Raw genomic sequence first — 17273 nt, forward strand, 5'->3', positions numbered from 1 at the left:
CGTCGTGCGATTTTCATCCGCGATTATTTCCTAAAATCAGAATCATGGATCAATGCGAGCGGTCACCGTCCTGTCTCCGATCAGCGTGCCGTCCCGCCACAGGGTAATCTCACCGCGGACGAGACCGGGTGGCCAGCCGCGCGGGGGCGGTTTCTTGCCGCCGAAGTTCATCCATAGCAGATGATCGCCGTCCAGCGGTCGTTGGGCGTCAAAAATCGCACCCTGCGGTCCCGTGATCGCGAAGCGCAGGATGTCGCCCCGGCGGCCTCCCGACACCTCGCTCCAGAGCAGCAGTGGCCGCGTCGTCGCGAGCGAGGTCGCGGCCTCGGCTGCCCGGGGATGCGCCGGGTCGACAAAACCGGTGGCGAACCCGCCGCCGATGATCGCCGTCGTCGCACGGTCGAGCACCGCTGCCAGTCCGCGCGTCCACAGGCCGGTCTGTCCCCGCGATCGCGCGCATGCCGCCGTGAGGGGCCGCGCGTCGAACGGATCGATGGGGCGATCGGCGTGCCGGACGTCGAAATGGAGGTGCGGATATTCCGTGTTGCCCGACAACCCGACCATGCCGATCGCCTGGCCGGCGGCAACGCGTTCGCCCGGCTCGACCGTGATGCTGCCGGCGCGCAGATGGCTGTACTGCGTAACCCAGCCGTCGCCGTGATCGATGACGACGCCGTTCCCCGCGTCGCGGCCGGCCGCGAAGGCGCGCGTCCGGACGCTGACATCCGGCTCGCCGTCGCGGCGCCGCACGACGGTTCCCGCCGCCGCCGCGACGACCGGCACGCCGGTGACGAACGCAGCCTCGTCCACGACGCGGAAATCGGTGCCACCATGCGCATCGGTCGTCAGCGAACCGCAGCGATAATCCTCGCGCGCCGCGCCGCGCCGGGACCGTGGTCGGGCAGCTTCTGGACGACGCACGCCTTCGGCACGTCGCAACGGACCGGCAGCATCAGCGAAGGCTGCCCGGCGGCCAGCAGGATGACGAGCAGTCCGGTCATGATGAGGGCCGGCCGCCTTGCAGGGCCAAGCGGGTGCGCGGCAGCACGCCATAGCGGCCAATCGCGATGATCTCACTGCGGCGCACTGGTCCCCCCGAAGCTTTCCAGACCCCGTGGAGCAACGGGGGGATACGGGGAGTCCCTTATTGGGGGCAGATTAAAAAAGGGCGGCCGCGTGAGGCGGCCGCCCTGAGGAGCATCCGACCCCGATCCGTCGGATGTGGGGGGAGACGGATCGGACGATACGGTCAGACGAACTGGATCATGTCGTAGCCGGCATTGCCCTGGCTGTAGGCATTCATCGCCTCGACCGAGTCGAAGAAGGTCGTGGTTTCGGCCAGGTTGGCGATCAGCGGATCGGCGCCTGCCCAGAAATCCTCGATCATGATCGAGCCGTTCGCGGTGAAGATCATGACGTCGACCGCGTCGCCCTGGCCATCCCAGTCCAGGTTGACCACGATGACGGAGCTCCGGTCGAAACCGGCGTCGACATCGAGCTGGACGGCGTCACGGTTGGTGAGGCTGAAGTCGCGACCGTTCCCGAACTGGCCGGAGATCTCGTCGTCGCCATAGCCGGGACTGCTGTTGGTCTCGTCGAACCGGAAGATGTCACGGCCCGCGCCGCCCATCAGCAGGTCGTTGCCCTCTCCGCCGAGCAGCGTGTCGTTGCCCTCTCCGCCGAGCAGCGTGTCGTTGCCATCCTCACCCTCGAGCCGGTCGTCGCCCGCGCCGCCCTCGAGGCGGTCGTTACCGGTGTCGCCGAACATCTGGTCGTCGCCGGCATCGCCGTACAGCGTGTCGTTGTTGCCGCCGCCCCAGATGGCATCATTGCCGTTGCCGCCGTGCAGAACGTCGATCCCGCCGCCGCTGACTCCGGTCTGCTCCTGGGCATCGCCGTACAGCGTATCGTTGTCGTCACCGCCCCAGAGCGTATCGTTGCCGAGGCCGCCGACCAGCAGGTCGCTTCCGGTCTCGCCGTACACGGTGTCGTTGCCGGCATCGCCGTACAGCTGGTCGTCACCGGCCTGGCCATTGACGATATCGTTGCCGGCGCCGCCCGACACGGAATCGTTGCCGACGCCGCCGTTGACATCGTCGTTGCCGTCATTGCCGTAGACCGTGTCGTTGCCCTGACCGCCGTGGATCCAGTCATTGCCTTCGTCACCTTGGAGGGTGTCGTTGCCGACATTGCCGTAGATCTGGTCGTCGCCGATCCCCCCATAGACGGTATCCTCGCCGTTGCCGCCGGTGATGACGTCGTTGTCGCTGGCGCCGGGATCGGTGTTATCGTCGATCGACTCGCCGGCGCCGTAGATGACGTCGTTGCCGTCGCCGCCATTGAGCGTGTCGTTGCCCAGGCCACCCTGGATCCTGTCGGCGCCGGCCTCGCCCTCGACAAGGTCGTTGCCGTCGTCGCCGTTCAGCACGTCGTCGCCGGTACCGCCGAACACGCTATCGTTGTCAGCACCCGCCTGGACGAAGTCGTTGCCGGCACCGCCGCGGATCAGATCCTCGCCGGCGTCGCCGTCCAGTTCGTCATTGCCGTCATTGCCGTCCATCGTGTCGTTGCCGTCGCCGCCATCGACTTGGTCGTCGCCCGCGTCGCCCGCCAGCGTGTCGTTGCCGGCATCGCCCCAGATCAGGTCGTTGCCGTCATTGCCGTTGACGCGGTCGTCGCCACCCTGGGCGAAGACCTGGTCGTCGCCGGCACCGCCGGTGATGACGTCCGCATTGCCTTCGTCCGGATTATATTCGAACCCGGAATTATAGGCGAAGCTGTCGTCCTCGCGACCGCCGACGGCGTTGGCGCCGTTGCCCGCCCCCATGTTGGCGCTCGTGGTGGCACCGAACGAGTGGCCGTTGTCGCCGAAGATGACGTCGTTGCCGTCGCCGCCGTTCAGCGTGTCGACGCCGGTCGCGTTGAGCCCGCCCTCGATATAGTCGTTGCCGGTGCCGCCGTTGACGGTGTCCGCGCCGGCCTGCCCGAACAGATCGTCGTCGCCGGCATCGCCGTTCACGGTATCGTTGCCGACGCCGCCGATCGCGCGATCGTCGCCGCTGCCGCCATTGAGGATGTCGGTGCCGTCGCCACCATGGAGGAAGTCGCTCCCGCCTCCGCCGTAAAGTGCGTCGTCGCCGGCGCCGCCGAGCAGCGTGTCGTTGCCGTCGTTCGCCGACTCGGCCACGTCATCGCCGTACAGCACGTCGTTGCCGATGCCGCCCTCGACGCGGTCGTTGCCCCGGCGGCCGAGCAGCACGTCGTTGCCGGCGTCGCCATACAGGTCATTGTCGAAATTGTTGCCGAACACATAGTCGTTGCCGCCGCCAGCCCGGGCATTGTACGGCAAACCTGCAGTCGTGTTGCTGGTCGCGAGATCGATGATCTCGTTGGCATTCGTGCCAAGTACTTGCGCACGAGAAGTCGCCGCTTTGGGCGTCGTTGGAGCTACCATCTCTTCTCTCCCTTTATGAACGGGCTCCCCGAAGGGTTCCGGCGATGAAAGTGTTCATCACGCATCGTGGCGTAGAGAGTGGTACCGGCCGGCCATATTCCCCGGCGGGGACAGTGTTCCGACTTACGGCCTGTTTGGCGGGGCCGAGCCGAGCAAGGTTTGCGCCAGCGAACCGATCTCGGCCAGCAACGTTGCCTGCGCGACGATTTCCGCCCGTGCGGCGCGTGTCTGGTCGATACGCGCGGTCAACAGGTCGCGCTGTGCATCGAGGACGTCGATGGTCGTGCGTTCGCCGAACGTCGCCTCGCGCGTGATCGCGCTGACGGCGCTCTCGTTCGCGACGACGGCCTTGCCGGCGATGGCGACGATCCGCGCGGCGGCCTGGCGACGGGTCCAGGTGACCTCGACGTCCCGCACCACCTCGCGCTCGACCTGGGCCAGCTGGAACATGCGTTGCGCTTCCAGCCCCTTGGCGCGGCGGATCTCGGCATATTCCGCTCCGCGCTGGAAGATCGGCACATGGGCGCTGACCCCGCCGAAGGTCGCGGTCCGGTCGTTGGGCAACTGGCCGGTGAAGAGGTTCGCGACGCCGCCGGTGAGATAGTCGACGCCGACCACGGCCTCGACATTGGGTGCCAGTTGCGCGCGCGCGGCGGAGACGGCCCCGCGCCCGGCGGCGACGGCGGCGCGCGCGGCCCGCAGCACGGGGCTGTTTCTGATCGCGTGCTGCTTCGCGTCCTCGATCGTCGGCGGTCCGGCCGCGATCTGCGGAAGGGCCATCGTCTCGTCGGCGATCGGAGCGCCGAGCAACTCTTCCAGGCGGCTGCGACTCGCCGCGCGCTGGGTCTGCGCATCGAGCATGCCGGCTTCGGACGTCGCCAGCCGTGCCTGCGCCTGGCTGATGTCGGTGAGCGTCGCATCGCGAACCGAGAGACGACGCTCGGTCATGGCGAGTTCGCTCTGCAGCGACGCGTTCTGCTGTTGCACGAAGCCTTCCACCTCGGCGGCGCTTCGGGTGTCCGCCAGCGCGGTGACGAGGTCGAGCATGACCTGTTCGACGGTATCGTTGAGCACGGCTTCCGCATTGTCCAGCTCGGCGCGCGCCGTTGCCTTCGCGGCCCCGGTCCGGCCGCCGTCGAACAGCGGCATCCTGGCCTCGAGTGACGCCTGGCCGAGCGTGAAGGTCTGATCGCCCGGACCGTTCACGACGCCCAGACGACGGCGCTGCACCAGCGCATCGCCCTCAATCGAGGGCAGGCTGCCGCTGCGCGCGGCATCCAGGCGGGCTCGGGCCTGCTGCACGACCTCGCGTTGCGCCTGGATGCGGGGGTTTGCGGCATAGACCATCTCGGCCAGCCGGTACGGTTGGTGCGGCGCTGCGCCGCAGAGCGCGACGCTCGAGACCAGCAGGCAGAACGCCCTTCTTTCGGTGCTCATTTCATCTCCCCCACCTCGAAGTCGTTGCTTCGGTTGCGGGGGAAGGATCGCACCAAAGATGGTGGTCATCTGTTCCCTTTCGGGAACGCGGCGGGGCTGCGGACTTGCGTAGTCGGCCGCAATTGCCGGTCCCGATCGTTCGCCGTAATCCTCCAAAACGGATGCATAAGACGGCGCCCAACAAGCGAACGCCTGATTTGTCAGCGCATTGCGAGGCCTCTCGCCGAGTGCGCGGACAGATTTCGATACACGTCGAAACGGGGGGACAGCATGGCCGACAAGACGATCATCGGAGCGCGGCCACCGGGCTCGCACACGGTCCGCATCGACATTCCCAAGCCTCACGCGCGCATGCAGCTCGCCGACGCGTGCGAATCCTTCCTGCACGGACTGGGGCTGGACCATGCCTATTTCCGCGCGACCTCGAAGGAGGGGGCGCCGGTGATGCATATCCTGGTCGGGTTGCCGCACGTGTCGCGCGATCCGGAAGCGATACGGCGGTTTGCACGGGATTGTGAACCATTTTGGGACGGGCTTTCGGGGGCGGGCGCGGTACGGCAGGTCGTGATGCCGCCCGCCTCGACTGCGCTGTCGCCTGCGGCCGCTGCGCGGCACGACCTGCCGCCGGGACGCAGCCGCTATGCGAGGGGCCTGGCCGTCTCGTGCGACGCGGAGTCGGGGCAGCTCGAGGGAATCGTGTTTCGGGATCCGATGGACGTGCCGATCGCCGACGCGACGGCCGCTGCCTTCCGCGCGGCCTTGCCCCTGATCGTCAGTTTGATCTTCGCCGAAGCCGCGAACGACCGCAGCGCCGGCCGGCTGTCGATGATGCGCTCGGTCCTCGATCGCATGGCCATGCCGACGTTCCTGGTCGACGAGCGGATGACGCCCCTGCTGACCAACGCGTCGGCCGGGCACCTTCTGCGTCGTCGGTCGATCTTCCTGCGTCCCGGGGACGGCACGATCGCCACGCGCTACTCGCGCGAGACCCGCAACCTGCGCGATGCGGTCATCGAGACGATCACCGAGAAGGTCGACATGCGCGCGGTGCGCATCAACGACGACGATGCCAATCTGATGCTGGCCGTCGTCGTGCCCGCGCGCTTCCACGATGGCGCCGCCGAGCGGAACGTCGCGATGATCGTCGTGCACGAGCTGGGCGCAATCAGCGCGCCGCCCTGCGTTCTCGCAGCGCTCGGCCTGCTGCCGTCCGAGCAGCGCTTCCTCGACAGCTTCCTGCGATCGAACAGCCTTGCCGAGACGGCCGAGCGCATCAACCTGTCGCAGGAGACCGCGCGGACCTACCTGAAGCGCGTCCGTGCGAAGCTCGGCGTGCATCGGCAGATCGATCTCGCGCGGCTCGTCCTCGGTCTGGTGCCGCCGCTGTTTCCGGCCACCGAAACCGTCGCGGCGGAATAGGCCGATGGTTCGCCCCAAACCCGGCAAGCCGCAGCGCAGCCAGACGAGCTACATCGCCGCGCTGCTCGCGCCCTATCGGTCGGTGCTGATCGCGCTGCTGGTGTTCTCCGGCATCGTCAACGTGATGGCGCTGGCGGTCTCGATCTTCTCGCTGAACGTGTTCGACCGGGTGCTGACCAGCTCGAGCCTCGATACGCTCGGCTTCCTGTGTCTGGCCGTCATGCTCGCCATCGCGCTGAGTTCGACGCTGGAGGGCGTGCGGCAACGCGTCGCCGGGCAGCTGGGACAATGGCTGTCGGAACGGCTGGCACCCATGCTGCTGTCCATCGCACTCGACCAGCGATCGCTGCCGCCGGACATGCGGTTGGGCGCACTGCGCGGGCTTTCGGCGGTCACGGGCTTTCTCTCGACCCCGACCCTGTTCTCGGTGATCGATATCCTCTGGGTGCCGGTCTACCTGATCGCCATCTATCTGCTGCATCCCGACCTTGGCACCGTCGCGGCGGTGGGCGCGGTCGTGCTGCTGACGCTGGCATGGATCAACGAACGCGGCACGCGCGCCCGGTTGGGGGATGCCCAGTCGCTCGCGTCGGCCAATCTCGACCATGCCGAGGCGCTCGTCCGGAACGGCGAGGTGATCGACGCGCTCGGCATGACTGGCGCGGCCGTCGACCAATGGGCCAGGCGCCACCGGCAGCAGATCGCCGCGAGCAGCCGGCCACAGCGCTTCACCACGACGATCACGAGCATCGCGCGCTTCGTGCGCTACGCGATCCAGGTCGCGATACTCGCGGTCGGCGCCTGGCTGGTGCTCGATCGCCAACTGACCGGCGGCGCGATGATCGCCGGTTCGATCATCGTCGGCCGGCTGATGGCACCGATCGAATCCTCGATCAGCTATTGGCGGCAGTTCGTCGCGGCGCGCCATGCCTTCCGGCAGGTGGAGGCCTTCTGCCGGCTCCCGCCGTCGCGCACCTCGACGATGCGACTGCCGGCACCGACCGGCGCCATCACCGTCGCCAACCTGACCTATGTGCCGCCCGCGCTGAACATGCCGGTGCTCCGCAACGTCAGTTTCGCGGTCTCGGCGGGCGAGATGCTCGCACTGGTCGGGCCGTCGGCATCGGGCAAGACGACGCTGGCACGCTCGCTGATCGGCACGCTGCAGCCGACTCAGGGGCATGTGCGGCTCGATGGCGCGGATGCGTTCGACTGGATGCGCAGCGATCTGGGGCCGTATATCGGCTATCTGCCGCAGGACGTCGAATTGCTGCCGGGATCGGTGCGCGACAACATCGCGCGGTTTCGCGCCGATGCGACCGACGACGATGTCGTCGCGGCAGCGCAGCTCGCGGACTGCCACGAGATGATCCTGCAGCTCGAGGGCGGGTACGACATGCAGCTGACCGATGGCGGGTTGCAGCTGTCGGGAGGCCAGCGCCAGCGCATCGGGCTGGCGCGCGCGCTGATCGGGACGCCGCGCCTCGTCGTGCTCGACGAGCCCAACGCCAGCCTCGACGCCGCGGGCGAGGACGCGCTGTTTCGCGCACTGCGGCAGCTCAAGACGCGCGGCGTCACCTGTATCGTCGTGTCGCATCGTACCAACCTGTTGCGGATCGCGGACAAGGTGCTCGTGCTCGATGCGGGCATGGTCGCCAGTTTCGGCACGGCGCGCGACGTGGTCGCGAAGCTCGCGCGCGCGGCGGAAAGGCCGACGCGCGTGGAACCGCCGACCCCGGTACGCGCCGCGCCGACGGCCGACGGCAGTCCTGCCGCCGTCGGGGAGGCTCGGGCATGAACGCGACGGTCATCGGAAACTGGGAAGGCACGCCGCTCCAGCTGCCGGCGCCCGCGGAGCCCGTCGATCACGGCCCCCCGGTACGCGCGTCGATGCGTCTCGCCTATGGGGCTGGCCGCGTTCGTCCTGCTGTTCGGGCTCTGGACGGTACTCGCGCCGCTGCACAGCGCGGCGGTCGCCAGCGGGTTGCTGCGCGCCGATCAGGGCGGCCGCAAGGTCATCCAGCATCTTGAGGGCGGCATCATCAAACGCTTGCTGGTGCGCGAGGGCGACAGCGTTGCGGCGGGACAGGCGCTGGTCGAACTCGACAGCACCGCGACCGCGGCCGAAGGCGCGGCGCTGCGCGGGAGCTACGACGCCCTGCTGGCCCAGGACGCGCGACTCTCCGCCGAACGGCAGGGGCTGGACTCGGTCGTCTATCCCGACGAGCTCCTGGCGCGCCGCGACGAACCCCAGGTGAAGGCGATCCTGGGCGCGTCGGACCGGTTGTTCCGCGCGGGGCTGGGATCGCAGGGGGACCAGGTCCGCGTGCTCGCGCAACGCATCGCGCAGGGCCGCGCCGAACTCGTCGGCACCGCACCCCAGCTCGCCGCGGTCGCCGAGCAGTCGCGATTGATCGGCGAGGAACTGGCGGGCGTGGAGACGCTGGTCGGGGAACGGCTGGAGCGCCGTACGCGCCTGCTGACGCTGCAGCGTCAGCAGGCCGACCTCGCATCGCAGCGCGAACGGCTGGCGACGAGCCGGAACAAGATTGCGGATACGATCGGCGAGTTGCGCGCACAGGTGTCGCTCGTGCGCGGGCAGCGGACGACGGAAGCGGCGGCCGAGCAACGCGAGGTGCAGGCCCGGCTCACGGAGGCGCGCGAGAAACTCAAGATCAGTAGCGACATCGCCCGCCGGCGAATCATTTCCGCGCCTGTCGCCGGCATCGTTACCAATCTGCGGCTGGTGACGCCGGGCGGCGTCCTGCCCGCGGGCCAGCCGATCCTCGACATCGTGCCCCGCGACATGCCGCCCGTCGTCATCGTCAGGCTGCATGCCAACGATATCGACGTCGTCCATCCGGGCTTGCGTGCCGAGGTCCGGCTGACCCCCTACAAGACGCGGTCCGTGCCGACCCTGATCGGCTATGTCCGCCAGGTGAGTGCCGATGCCAGCGTCGACGAGAAGACCGGCGAGGTCTTTTACGAGACGCAGGTGATCCTGCCGCCCGCCGCCCTGCGCGAAGTCCCCTCGGTCCGGCTGGTGTCAGGGATGCCCGCCGAAGTGTTCGTTCAGACCGGCGAACGCTCGCTCCTCCAATATTTCAGCCAGCCGCTGATCGACAGTTTCCGCCGGGCGTTCCGTGAAAGCTGATCTGCCTGCGCCGGACGGGGGCGGGGGTGCTGCAAGCGACGGGCTGCGATGGCGGGTGACGATCGAATGTCGCGATCGGCTGGGGCTGGTCGCGGTCATCGCCAATGCCTGCCAGGCCGCGCACGCCAACATCGTCGACTCCGCGCAATATGCGGATCCCGAAACCGGCCGCTTCTTCATGCGGCTAGAGGTCGCGGCTGGCGCGGCCGACATGCCCGATCTGACCGAGCGTCTGGTCCGGCTTGCCGATCCGCTCGGGCTCACCTTCGCGGTGCAGCGCGCCGATCACCGGCCGCGGACATTGGTCATGGTCTCGCAACAGGGTCATTGTCTCGCGGACCTGCTCTACCGTCACGAGACTGGCGACCTTGCCATCGACATCGTCGCCGTCGTCAGCAACCACGATCGGTGGCGCTGCGCGGTCGAGCGGCACGGCCTGCCCTTCGTCCATGTGCCGGTCGGCGCGGAGGGGCACGAGGCGAGCGTCGAGCCGGCGTGGCGCGGGCTGATCGCCGAGCACGGGATCGAGTTGATCGTGCTCGCGCGCTACATGCAGGTCGTCTCGCCGCGCTTCTGCAGCGATTTCGAGGGGCGGGTGGTGAATATCCACCACAGCTTCCTGCCGAGCTTCAAAGGCGCGCACCCGTACCGGCAAGCCTATGACAACGGCGTGAAGCTCATCGGGCCACGGCGCATTTCGTGTCGGCGGATCTCGATTGCGGGCCCATCATCGAACAGGCGGTCATGCGCATCGATCATCGCTGCGACGCCGCAGAGATGGTCCGTCGAGGTCGCGACGTCGAGGCGCAGGTCCTGGCGCGGGCACTGACCTGGATCGCGCAGGCCCGCGTCTTCCGCAACGGACAGAGGACGGTGATCCTGTAACGCGCGGACCAAGCGTGGACGCGTGACCCGTGCCGGCGCGTTCGCTCCGGTGGACCCCTAGCGTCCCGCCAGCGCCGTCGCGAGCGGTACGATCATGTCCTCCGGGATGCGGCGGGCGATGACGGGCATGGTCGCCTGCGACTTGCGGGCGTCGACGATCGTCTCGTCGCCGCGCCACTGGCGCAGGCGCTGTGCCAGATAGCTCGCGCGCTGGCCGGTCAGCACGGGATAGGGCTTGCCCGGCGCGTGGCAGCTCGCGCAGGCCGGCAGCTGGAGGTCCGGCCGGCCGACGCGGATGATCTGCGCGGCGGCGCGATCCGCGGTCGTGCCGGCGGGTGCCGGGGCCAGCCCGGGCATCGCGGCGAAATGCTTTGCGAGCCGAGCCATGTCGGCCGGCTGCAGCCGGGCGGCGGCGGTCTGCATCACTGCGCTCGCCCGCTTGCCGGTCGCATAGCCCTCGAGCGCGGCGAGCAGGTAAGCGGGGTCCTGGCCGCCCAGGACCGGGATGTCGGGCTGGCCACGCCCGCGGCCGTCGGTGCCGTGGCACCCCGTGCAGCTGTCGAGCACTGCGTCGCCCGTCGGCATCGCGGTCAGCGCCCGGTAGGTCGCGGGCGTCATCGTCGGCAGCTGCCGCACGAACGCGACCATCCGCCGCACCTCGTCGTCGCGGTGCTTCGCTGCCCAGCCGGGCATGCCGGTATATTTGACGCCGTGCTTGAGGATCCAGAACAGCTGCGGGTCGGTCCATTCGCGCGCGTTGATCGCGAGGTCGGGGGCAGGGGGCGTCGCCGCCTGCATCACCGGCGAGGGACGCACGCCCGGCGCGCCGTGGCAGCTGGCGCAGCTCGCCGCGAACAGGCCGGCGGCGCTGACCAGCTGCTGGTCGGCCTTGGGGTCTGACGGCGCGGTCAGCGCGGCGTGCGTGCGGACCGAATTGCGCATCGTCCAGTGCAGGAACCAGTCGGTGACCTTCCAATGCCCCGACGACGCGGCGATGTTGAAGATACCCGACCAGGCGAAGAGCAGGCCGGCGAGCGCGAGCGCGACGATCGCCGCCGCCGCGCGCGCCCAGGTGATGCGGATCGTCATGCCGTGCGTGTCCTGAGAAGGCCCGCGAGCATCGCGAGGCCACCGATGAAATAGCTCGCCGCGCCGACCAGCAGCATGACGACGCCGCCCAGTTGCTGGTCCTCGAGCGTGTCGAGCCCGTGGCCGGCATGATGCATCGCCGCGTAGAGCGGGCGCGGCGCGAGCCCGACCAGCGCGCCGAGCAGGGTCATGTGCATCGACGTGAGCAACAGCGCCGCGACTCCTGCCGCGCGCCGGTCGCTCGCGCCGCCGGTCGCAGTGCCGAGAACGGCGCTCCACAACAGCACGCCGGCAGCGAGGAAGCTCGCCTGCTCGACGACCAGCGCGAGCGGCTGGCTGTCGACGCCGAGCCGCAATGCGGGCAGGTGCCACAGCCAGACGACCACCAGCTCGACCAGCGACATCGCCAGCGGCGTCACGATCGCAGGCCAGCGCTCGGCGGGATCGTACCGCGTCCCCGCCACGCCGTAGGCGAGCAGCGGCGCCGCAACCGCGACCGCGATCATGTGCCCCGCCATGTGCCCGACCATGCCGAGCGGCGCGGCGGCGAACGCCCAGCCTGAGGGGACCAGCGCGACCCCCGCCGCCAGGCTCGCGCGCCTCACCGGCAGTCGCCGAAGATCACGACGGGGACCGCAGTGAACAGCACCGCGATGAAGCTCAGCCCCGCGAGCAGCCGGGTCGACAGCGCGAGGAAGCGCAGGCGGTCGATCTCGGTGCTGCTGTCGTGCGGGGCGGGGTCGCCCGGCGCCTGCGACTGGACGCGCGCGATATAGCCGGCCGCGAGGATCCCGAGCAGCGCGGCGACGGTCGCGATCAGCACAGCGAGCGGAAAGCCGCGCAGCGACGTCCCCGGCGTCTTCGCGCACGTCACCGCGACCCACAGGTAGCAGAACAGGAAATGCGCCGCCCAGATCGTCGGCGGCACGATCAGCGTCCACAGCGTGACCTTCAGGTCGTGCGCCCAATGTCCGAACCGGCGCTTCATGCGACACCCGGGAACAGGCCGATGGTGCAATAGGTCACCAGCGCGGTCAGTGCGAGGAAGTGGTGGAACACCGTGATGTTGCGCAGGTCGGCGTCGTATTGCGGGGTCATCTTGCCGGCCAGGCTGCGTGCGAGCGTATAGGCTTGCATGATCGCGCCGATCGCGGCATGCACCGCGGTCCAGATCGCCAGCGTCCAGACGATCGCCGGATAGACGTGGCACGTCGGCTCGAGCCCCGACAGCCACGGTCCGGCAAGCCCCGCGAACAGGCTCGCCAGCGTCGCGACGATCCCGCCGACCAGCAGCGCGCGAGCGAGGCCGACATGCCCGCGGCGATGCACCTCGCGCGCGACGACGGTCGCGGCCCAGCCCGCCAGCGTCGTCGCCAGCGCGACCATCGGCCAGACCACGCCCGGCCCGTCGAGCCCGGCGCCGCTCGGCGGGAAATCGCTGTGGATCGTCCAGAAGAAGAAATAGCCGAAGACGAGCCCTGAGAACGCGGTCGCGTCGGCCATCATCGTGATGAACATCGCCCACCAGCCGGACGCCGCCGGGCCCGACAGATACAGCGGCAGCTCGATCCCGTGGCCGATCGACTTGGTCGGTTTTTCGGGGATCTCGGCGGTCCCGGTCCACAACCAGGTCAGCACGCAGGCCAGCGTCGCGACGCCGCTCAGCGCAGCGGCGATGTAGAAATGATAGGTGGTGAGGATGAACACGCCCGCCAGCGCAATCGCGGTCAGCATCGGCTTCACGCTCGGCGTGCCCAGCCGGATGACCTGCAGCGGCCGCGCGTCGAGCACCGTCGTCACGATCGACTCGCGCCGCATCTCCTCGGCATCGGGGAGGAAGAATCGGCCCTCGTCGACCTTGGCGACGAAGTCCTTCTGGTCCCAGATCGGATAGCGGCTCTCGATCAGCGGCACCGACCGGATGCCCCAGTCCTCGTCATCGGGCAGCGCCAGCCATTCGAGCGTGCCTGCGTTCCACGGGTTGCGCGGCGCCTTCGCCCGCCACGGCGACCGCGCGAGGTCGACGCAGATGATCAGCACGCCCGCCGCGAACAGATACGATCCCGCGGTCGACGCCAGGTTCAGTCCGCCGATCCCGAGCTCGCCCGGATAGGTGAACACCCGCCGCGGCATGCCGAGCAGCCCCGACAGGTGCATCGGGAAGAAGGTCAGGTTCGCGCCGACGAACAGGATCCAGAACGCGGTCCTGCCCATCCGGTCGGACAGTTTCTTCCCCGTCACCAGCGGCCAGTAATAATAGAGCCCTGCGAACAGCGGCAGCAGCGTGCCGCCGATCAGCACGTAATGCAGGTGCGCGACGATGAAATAGGTGTCGTGTGCCTGCCAGTCGAACGGCGCGACCGCGACCATCACGCCCGTCAGCCCGCCGATCACGAAGATCGCCAGGCTCCCCGACGCGTACAGCAGCGGCGTCGATTTCTTGACGTTGCCCGCCCAGAGCGTCGCGATGAACACGAAGATCTGCACCCCCGTCGGGATCGCGACCGCCTCGCTCGCCGCCGAGAAGAACGCCAGGCTGATCTTGGGCAGCCCGGTCGTGAACATGTGGTGGACCCACAACCCGAAGCTCAGGAACGCGGTACCGACCGCCGCCAGCACGATCCACGGATAGCCGAGCAAATGTCTTTGCGCGAAGGTCGGGATCAGCATCGCGAACAGCGCGATCGAGGGCAGGAAGACGATATAGACTTCGGGGTGGCCGAAGATCCAGAACAGGTGCTGCCACAGCAAGGGATCGCCACCCTTGGCCTCGTTGAAGAACGGCCAGTCGAGCAGCCGCTCCATCTCGAACAGCACGTCGCCCGCGATCAGCGGCGGGAAGGCGAACAGGATCATCACCGCGACGACCAGGATGTACCAGGCATAGAGCGGCATCAGGTTCAGCCGCATTCCCGGCGGCCGGCATTTGAGCACGCCGACGATCAGCTCGACCGCGGCCGCCACCGACGACACCTCGATGAAGCTTAGCCCGAGCATCCAGATGTCGGCGCCGAGCCCGCTCAGGTCGGTGCGCGTCGTCAACGGCGGGTACATGAACCAGCCGCCATCGGGCGCCGCGTCGAAGAAGATCGAGCCCGAGACGAACACGCCGCCGATCAGGAAGCTCCAATAGCCGAACGCCGACAGCCGCGGGAACGGCAGGTCGCGCGCGCCGAGCAGCTGCGGCAGCAGGATGATCGACACCGCCTCGAACATCGGCACCGCGAACAGGAACATCATCATCGAGCCGTGCAGCGTGAACAGCTGGTTGAAGGTGTTCGCGGTGACCAGGTCGTTGCTCGGCACCGCGAGCTGCGTGCGCATGATCAGCGCCAGCACGCCCGCGAACAGCATGAAGCCGAACGCGGTCAGCGTGTACCACACGCCGATCCGGTTGTTGTTGACGTCGGTCCAGCGGAAGAACCAGCCCGAGGGCGGCTTCCACACCTCGCGCAGCCGCTCTTCCTGCGCGGCGCGGACCGCGGGATCGTTCTGGTCGGGGCTCGTCGTCATTTCAGACCCTGGAGATAGGCGGCGATACCGTCGGCCTCGGCCGGGGAGATCTGTGGAAAGGCGGGCATGCGCACGCCGGGCTTGGTCTTGCCCGGATCACGGATGAACCCGGCGATATTGGCACGCGTCATCGGCAGCACGCCCGCGGCGAGCGTCGTGCGCGACCCGAAATGCGTCAGGTCCGGGCCGATCTTGCCGGCCGCGGCCGTGCCGCGGATCGCATGACACGCCGCGCAGCCGGCGTCCGCGAACTGCCGCGCGCCGGGCGAGTCCGGCGCGGGCGTGCGCTCCCCGGCGAGCCAGCGATCGAACGCGGCCGGCTCCATCGCGATCACGTCGAACGCCATCAACGCATGGCTCAGCCCGCAGAATTCGGCGCAGACGCCGCGGTACCGCCCCGCCTTGGTCGCGCGGACGACGAGGCGGTTGGTGCGCCCGGGGATCATGTCCATCTTGCCGGCAAGGCCCGGCACCCAGAAGCTGTGGATCACGTCGGTGCTCGACAGCGCGAGCGATACGGTGCGCCCGACCGGCAGCCGCAGCTCGTTCGCGCTTTCGACGACCGTCCCGCCCTGCGGTGCGTAGCGGATCCGCCACCAGAACTGCTCGCCCTCGACGCCCACCCGCAGGTCGGCGGGGGCGACCTCGCGCGGGCGCATCGCGGGCAGCGACCAGACGAGCAGCCCAAACAACAGGATCGACGGGATGATCCCGCCGAGCCACAGCACCATCTTCATGCCGCCCTGGTGCGTCATCCGTCCTTCGGGCGCGCGGACCGCGGCGCGCATCAGCGCTGCCATGCCGACCGCGATGACCACCGCGCCGACCAGCAGCACGATCGCGATGCTGCGGATGTCGGCGGCGTCCTCGCCGAACGGCGCGAGCGTCGATTGATGGCGGTTGCAGGCGCCGAGCAGGGCAGGCGCCAGAACCGCGGCTGGAAAAGTCTTCGTCCGCATCACGCCCTTGCCGTCAGCTTTCCCGGTCGCCCTAGCGCCTCGAACGCGGGAGCGTAACCGGAATATGACAGGATGTTCATGCTGGCCAAGGCACTTTCGATGAGTCCGGTCCGGCCGCGTATCTGCGTCAGACGGAGTGCGATGCGCGTCGAACGCGCCCCCGGTCCGGTATCGCTGCCGGGACAGGCGGGTACAAAGCCCCAAAAGGGAAGTGCCGTTGCCATCTGAATTGCTGTGTCGTCGCCTCGGCCTCGTTGCCGGCCTGTCCGCGCTTGCGGCGTGCGTTCCCGCCGGACGCCAGCCGGCCTCGCCCGCGTCCGTACCGATCACGGTCCAGACCACCACGCCGGCACGGACGCCGCCGCGACCGGCACGCCGGGCACAGCCATCGGCCGATCTGCTCAATGCGGTCCAGGCGCTCGGCGCGCGCTTCCAGGGCGCGGCGGGCATCAGCGTCCGCGATATCGACGAGGGCTGGGTGGTCGCCTGGGAAGGCGACACGCCGCGTCCGCAGGAGAGCGTCAGCAAACTGTGGGTCGCGATCGCGGTCATGGATGCGGTCGACCGCGGCCGGCTGTCGCTCGCCGATCCGGTGACGGTCACGCGGTCCGACCTGACCGTGTTCCACCAGCCGATCCGGACTCTCGTCGGCGCGGACGGCTACAGGACGACGATCGGCGAGCTGCTGCGCGGTGCGATGACGCGGAGCGACAACACCTGCAACGACGTGCTCCTCTGGCGCGTCGGTGGGCCCGCCGCGATCAACCGGATGCTCGCCGACAAGGGCATTGCCGGCGTGACGTTCGGCCCGGGCGAACGCCAGCTGCAGGCGCGTACCACCGGGCTGGAATGGCGACCCGAATGGGCAGGGGGCTGGGGATTCCTGCAGGCCCGCGCCGCGATGCGCTACGAAGCGCGGGACAAGGCGTTGCGGCGCTATCTCGCCGATCCGATCGACGGCGCGTCGGCGAATGGCGTGACTCTCGGACTCTCGCTGCTCGCGCAAGGCAAGCTGCTGGGCGCGCGCTCGACGGCGTCGCTGCTGACGCTGATGCGCTCGAGCAAGACCGGCCCGCTTCGCCTCAAATCCGGCCTCCGTCCCGGCTGGACGCTCGCGCACAAGACGGGGACCGGGCAGGATCTCGGCAGCCTGTCGACCGGCTACAACGATGTCGGCCTGCTCGTTGCGCCCGACGGCCATCGCTATGCGGTCGCGGTGATGATCGCGAGCACCCGCCAGCCGATACCCGTGCGGATGCGGCTGATGGGCGACGTGACGCGCGCGGTCGTCGCCGCGGCCGGCGGCTAGGCCCGGCCGCCCGACCGGTCCGCCGCGCCCGGCAAAATACCGGGGTCTGGCCCA

13 protein-coding genes and 1 pseudogene are annotated in these 17273 nt (G+C 68.9%); 5 read left to right on the forward strand and 9 right to left on the reverse strand.

Features of this window, described 5'->3' with window-relative positions:
- Nucleotides 1-42 precede the first annotated feature (42 nt).
- The 4 genes from FSB78_RS00580 to FSB78_RS00590 form a co-directional block, all read right to left on the reverse strand.
- Nucleotides 43-810 (reverse strand): murein hydrolase activator EnvC family protein, encoded by a 768-nt coding sequence (locus FSB78_RS00580; protein WP_158637934.1) that lies wholly within the window; start codon nt 808-810, stop codon nt 43-45.
- A 35-nt stretch (nt 811-845) separates the two neighbouring features.
- Nucleotides 846-1001: a hypothetical protein gene (locus tag FSB78_RS18990; protein ID WP_158637935.1), complete on the reverse strand. Its 156-nt coding sequence runs from the start codon at nt 999-1001 to the stop codon at nt 846-848.
- A 248-nt stretch (nt 1002-1249) separates the two neighbouring features.
- Nucleotides 1250-3454, reverse strand: coding sequence for a calcium-binding protein (locus FSB78_RS00585; RefSeq protein ID WP_147079052.1), 2205 nt, complete (start codon nt 3452-3454; stop codon nt 1250-1252).
- 123 nt (nt 3455-3577) lie between these two features.
- Nucleotides 3578-4960 carry a TolC family protein gene (locus FSB78_RS00590; protein ID WP_158637936.1) on the reverse strand — a complete coding sequence of 461 codons (1383 nt, stop codon included), beginning with the start codon at nt 4958-4960 and terminating at the stop codon, nt 3578-3580.
- 201 nt (nt 4961-5161) lie between these two features.
- Here FSB78_RS00590 and FSB78_RS00595 point away from each other — a divergent pair, with 201 nt between their 5' ends.
- From FSB78_RS00595 to purU, 4 genes and pseudogenes are all read left to right on the forward strand, one after another.
- Nucleotides 5162-6310, forward strand: coding sequence for a helix-turn-helix transcriptional regulator (locus FSB78_RS00595; protein WP_158637937.1), 1149 nt, complete (start codon nt 5162-5164; stop codon nt 6308-6310).
- A gap of 4 nt (nt 6311-6314) precedes the next feature.
- Nucleotides 6315-8108: a type I secretion system permease/ATPase gene (locus FSB78_RS00600; protein ID WP_147079058.1), complete on the forward strand. Its 1794-nt coding sequence runs from the start codon at nt 6315-6317 to the stop codon at nt 8106-8108.
- 105 nt (nt 8109-8213) lie between these two features.
- Nucleotides 8214-9464 (forward strand): HlyD family type I secretion periplasmic adaptor subunit, encoded by a 1251-nt coding sequence (locus FSB78_RS00605; RefSeq protein WP_147079060.1) that lies wholly within the window; start codon nt 8214-8216, stop codon nt 9462-9464.
- A 55-nt stretch (nt 9465-9519) separates the two neighbouring features.
- A pseudogene (purU, locus tag FSB78_RS00610) lies at nt 9520-10349 on the forward strand (formyltetrahydrofolate deformylase).
- Nucleotides 10350-10406: 57 nt separating this feature from the next.
- Here the strand turns inward: purU and FSB78_RS00615 are convergent.
- Genes FSB78_RS00615 through coxB form a run of 5 tightly spaced genes read right to left on the reverse strand, consistent with a single transcriptional unit; the run spans nt 10407 to nt 15910 of the window.
- Nucleotides 10407-11438: a c-type cytochrome gene (locus FSB78_RS00615; RefSeq protein WP_147079062.1), complete on the reverse strand. Its 1032-nt coding sequence runs from the start codon at nt 11436-11438 to the stop codon at nt 10407-10409.
- The gene (locus FSB78_RS00620; protein ID WP_147079064.1) at nt 11435-12043 is read right to left on the reverse strand and encodes a cytochrome c oxidase assembly protein; all 609 of its coding nucleotides are present in this window, start codon (nt 12041-12043) and stop codon (nt 11435-11437) included. The genes FSB78_RS00615 and FSB78_RS00620 overlap by 4 nt, the downstream gene beginning before the upstream one ends.
- Nucleotides 12040-12426: a hypothetical protein gene (locus FSB78_RS00625; RefSeq protein ID WP_147079065.1), complete on the reverse strand. Its 387-nt coding sequence runs from the start codon at nt 12424-12426 to the stop codon at nt 12040-12042. The genes FSB78_RS00620 and FSB78_RS00625 overlap by 4 nt, the downstream gene beginning before the upstream one ends.
- On the reverse strand, nt 12423-14951 hold the full coding sequence (gene ctaD, locus FSB78_RS00630; RefSeq protein WP_147079067.1) for a cytochrome c oxidase subunit I: 2529 nt from the start codon (nt 14949-14951) through the stop codon (nt 12423-12425). Before ctaD ends, FSB78_RS00625 begins: the two co-directional genes overlap by 4 nt.
- Nucleotides 14948-15910 (reverse strand): cytochrome c oxidase subunit II, encoded by a 963-nt coding sequence (coxB, locus tag FSB78_RS00635; protein ID WP_147079069.1) that lies wholly within the window; start codon nt 15908-15910, stop codon nt 14948-14950. Before coxB ends, ctaD begins: the two co-directional genes overlap by 4 nt.
- A gap of 217 nt (nt 15911-16127) precedes the next feature.
- Between coxB and FSB78_RS00640 the strand changes: the two genes are divergently transcribed.
- Nucleotides 16128-17219: a serine hydrolase gene (locus tag FSB78_RS00640; protein ID WP_422396653.1), complete on the forward strand. Its 1092-nt coding sequence runs from the start codon at nt 16128-16130 to the stop codon at nt 17217-17219.
- Nucleotides 17220-17273 lie beyond the last annotated feature (54 nt).

It is taken from the genome of Sphingomonas ginsenosidivorax (assembly GCF_007995065.1).
Lineage (GTDB): Bacteria > Pseudomonadota > Alphaproteobacteria > Sphingomonadales > Sphingomonadaceae > Sphingomonas > Sphingomonas ginsenosidivorax.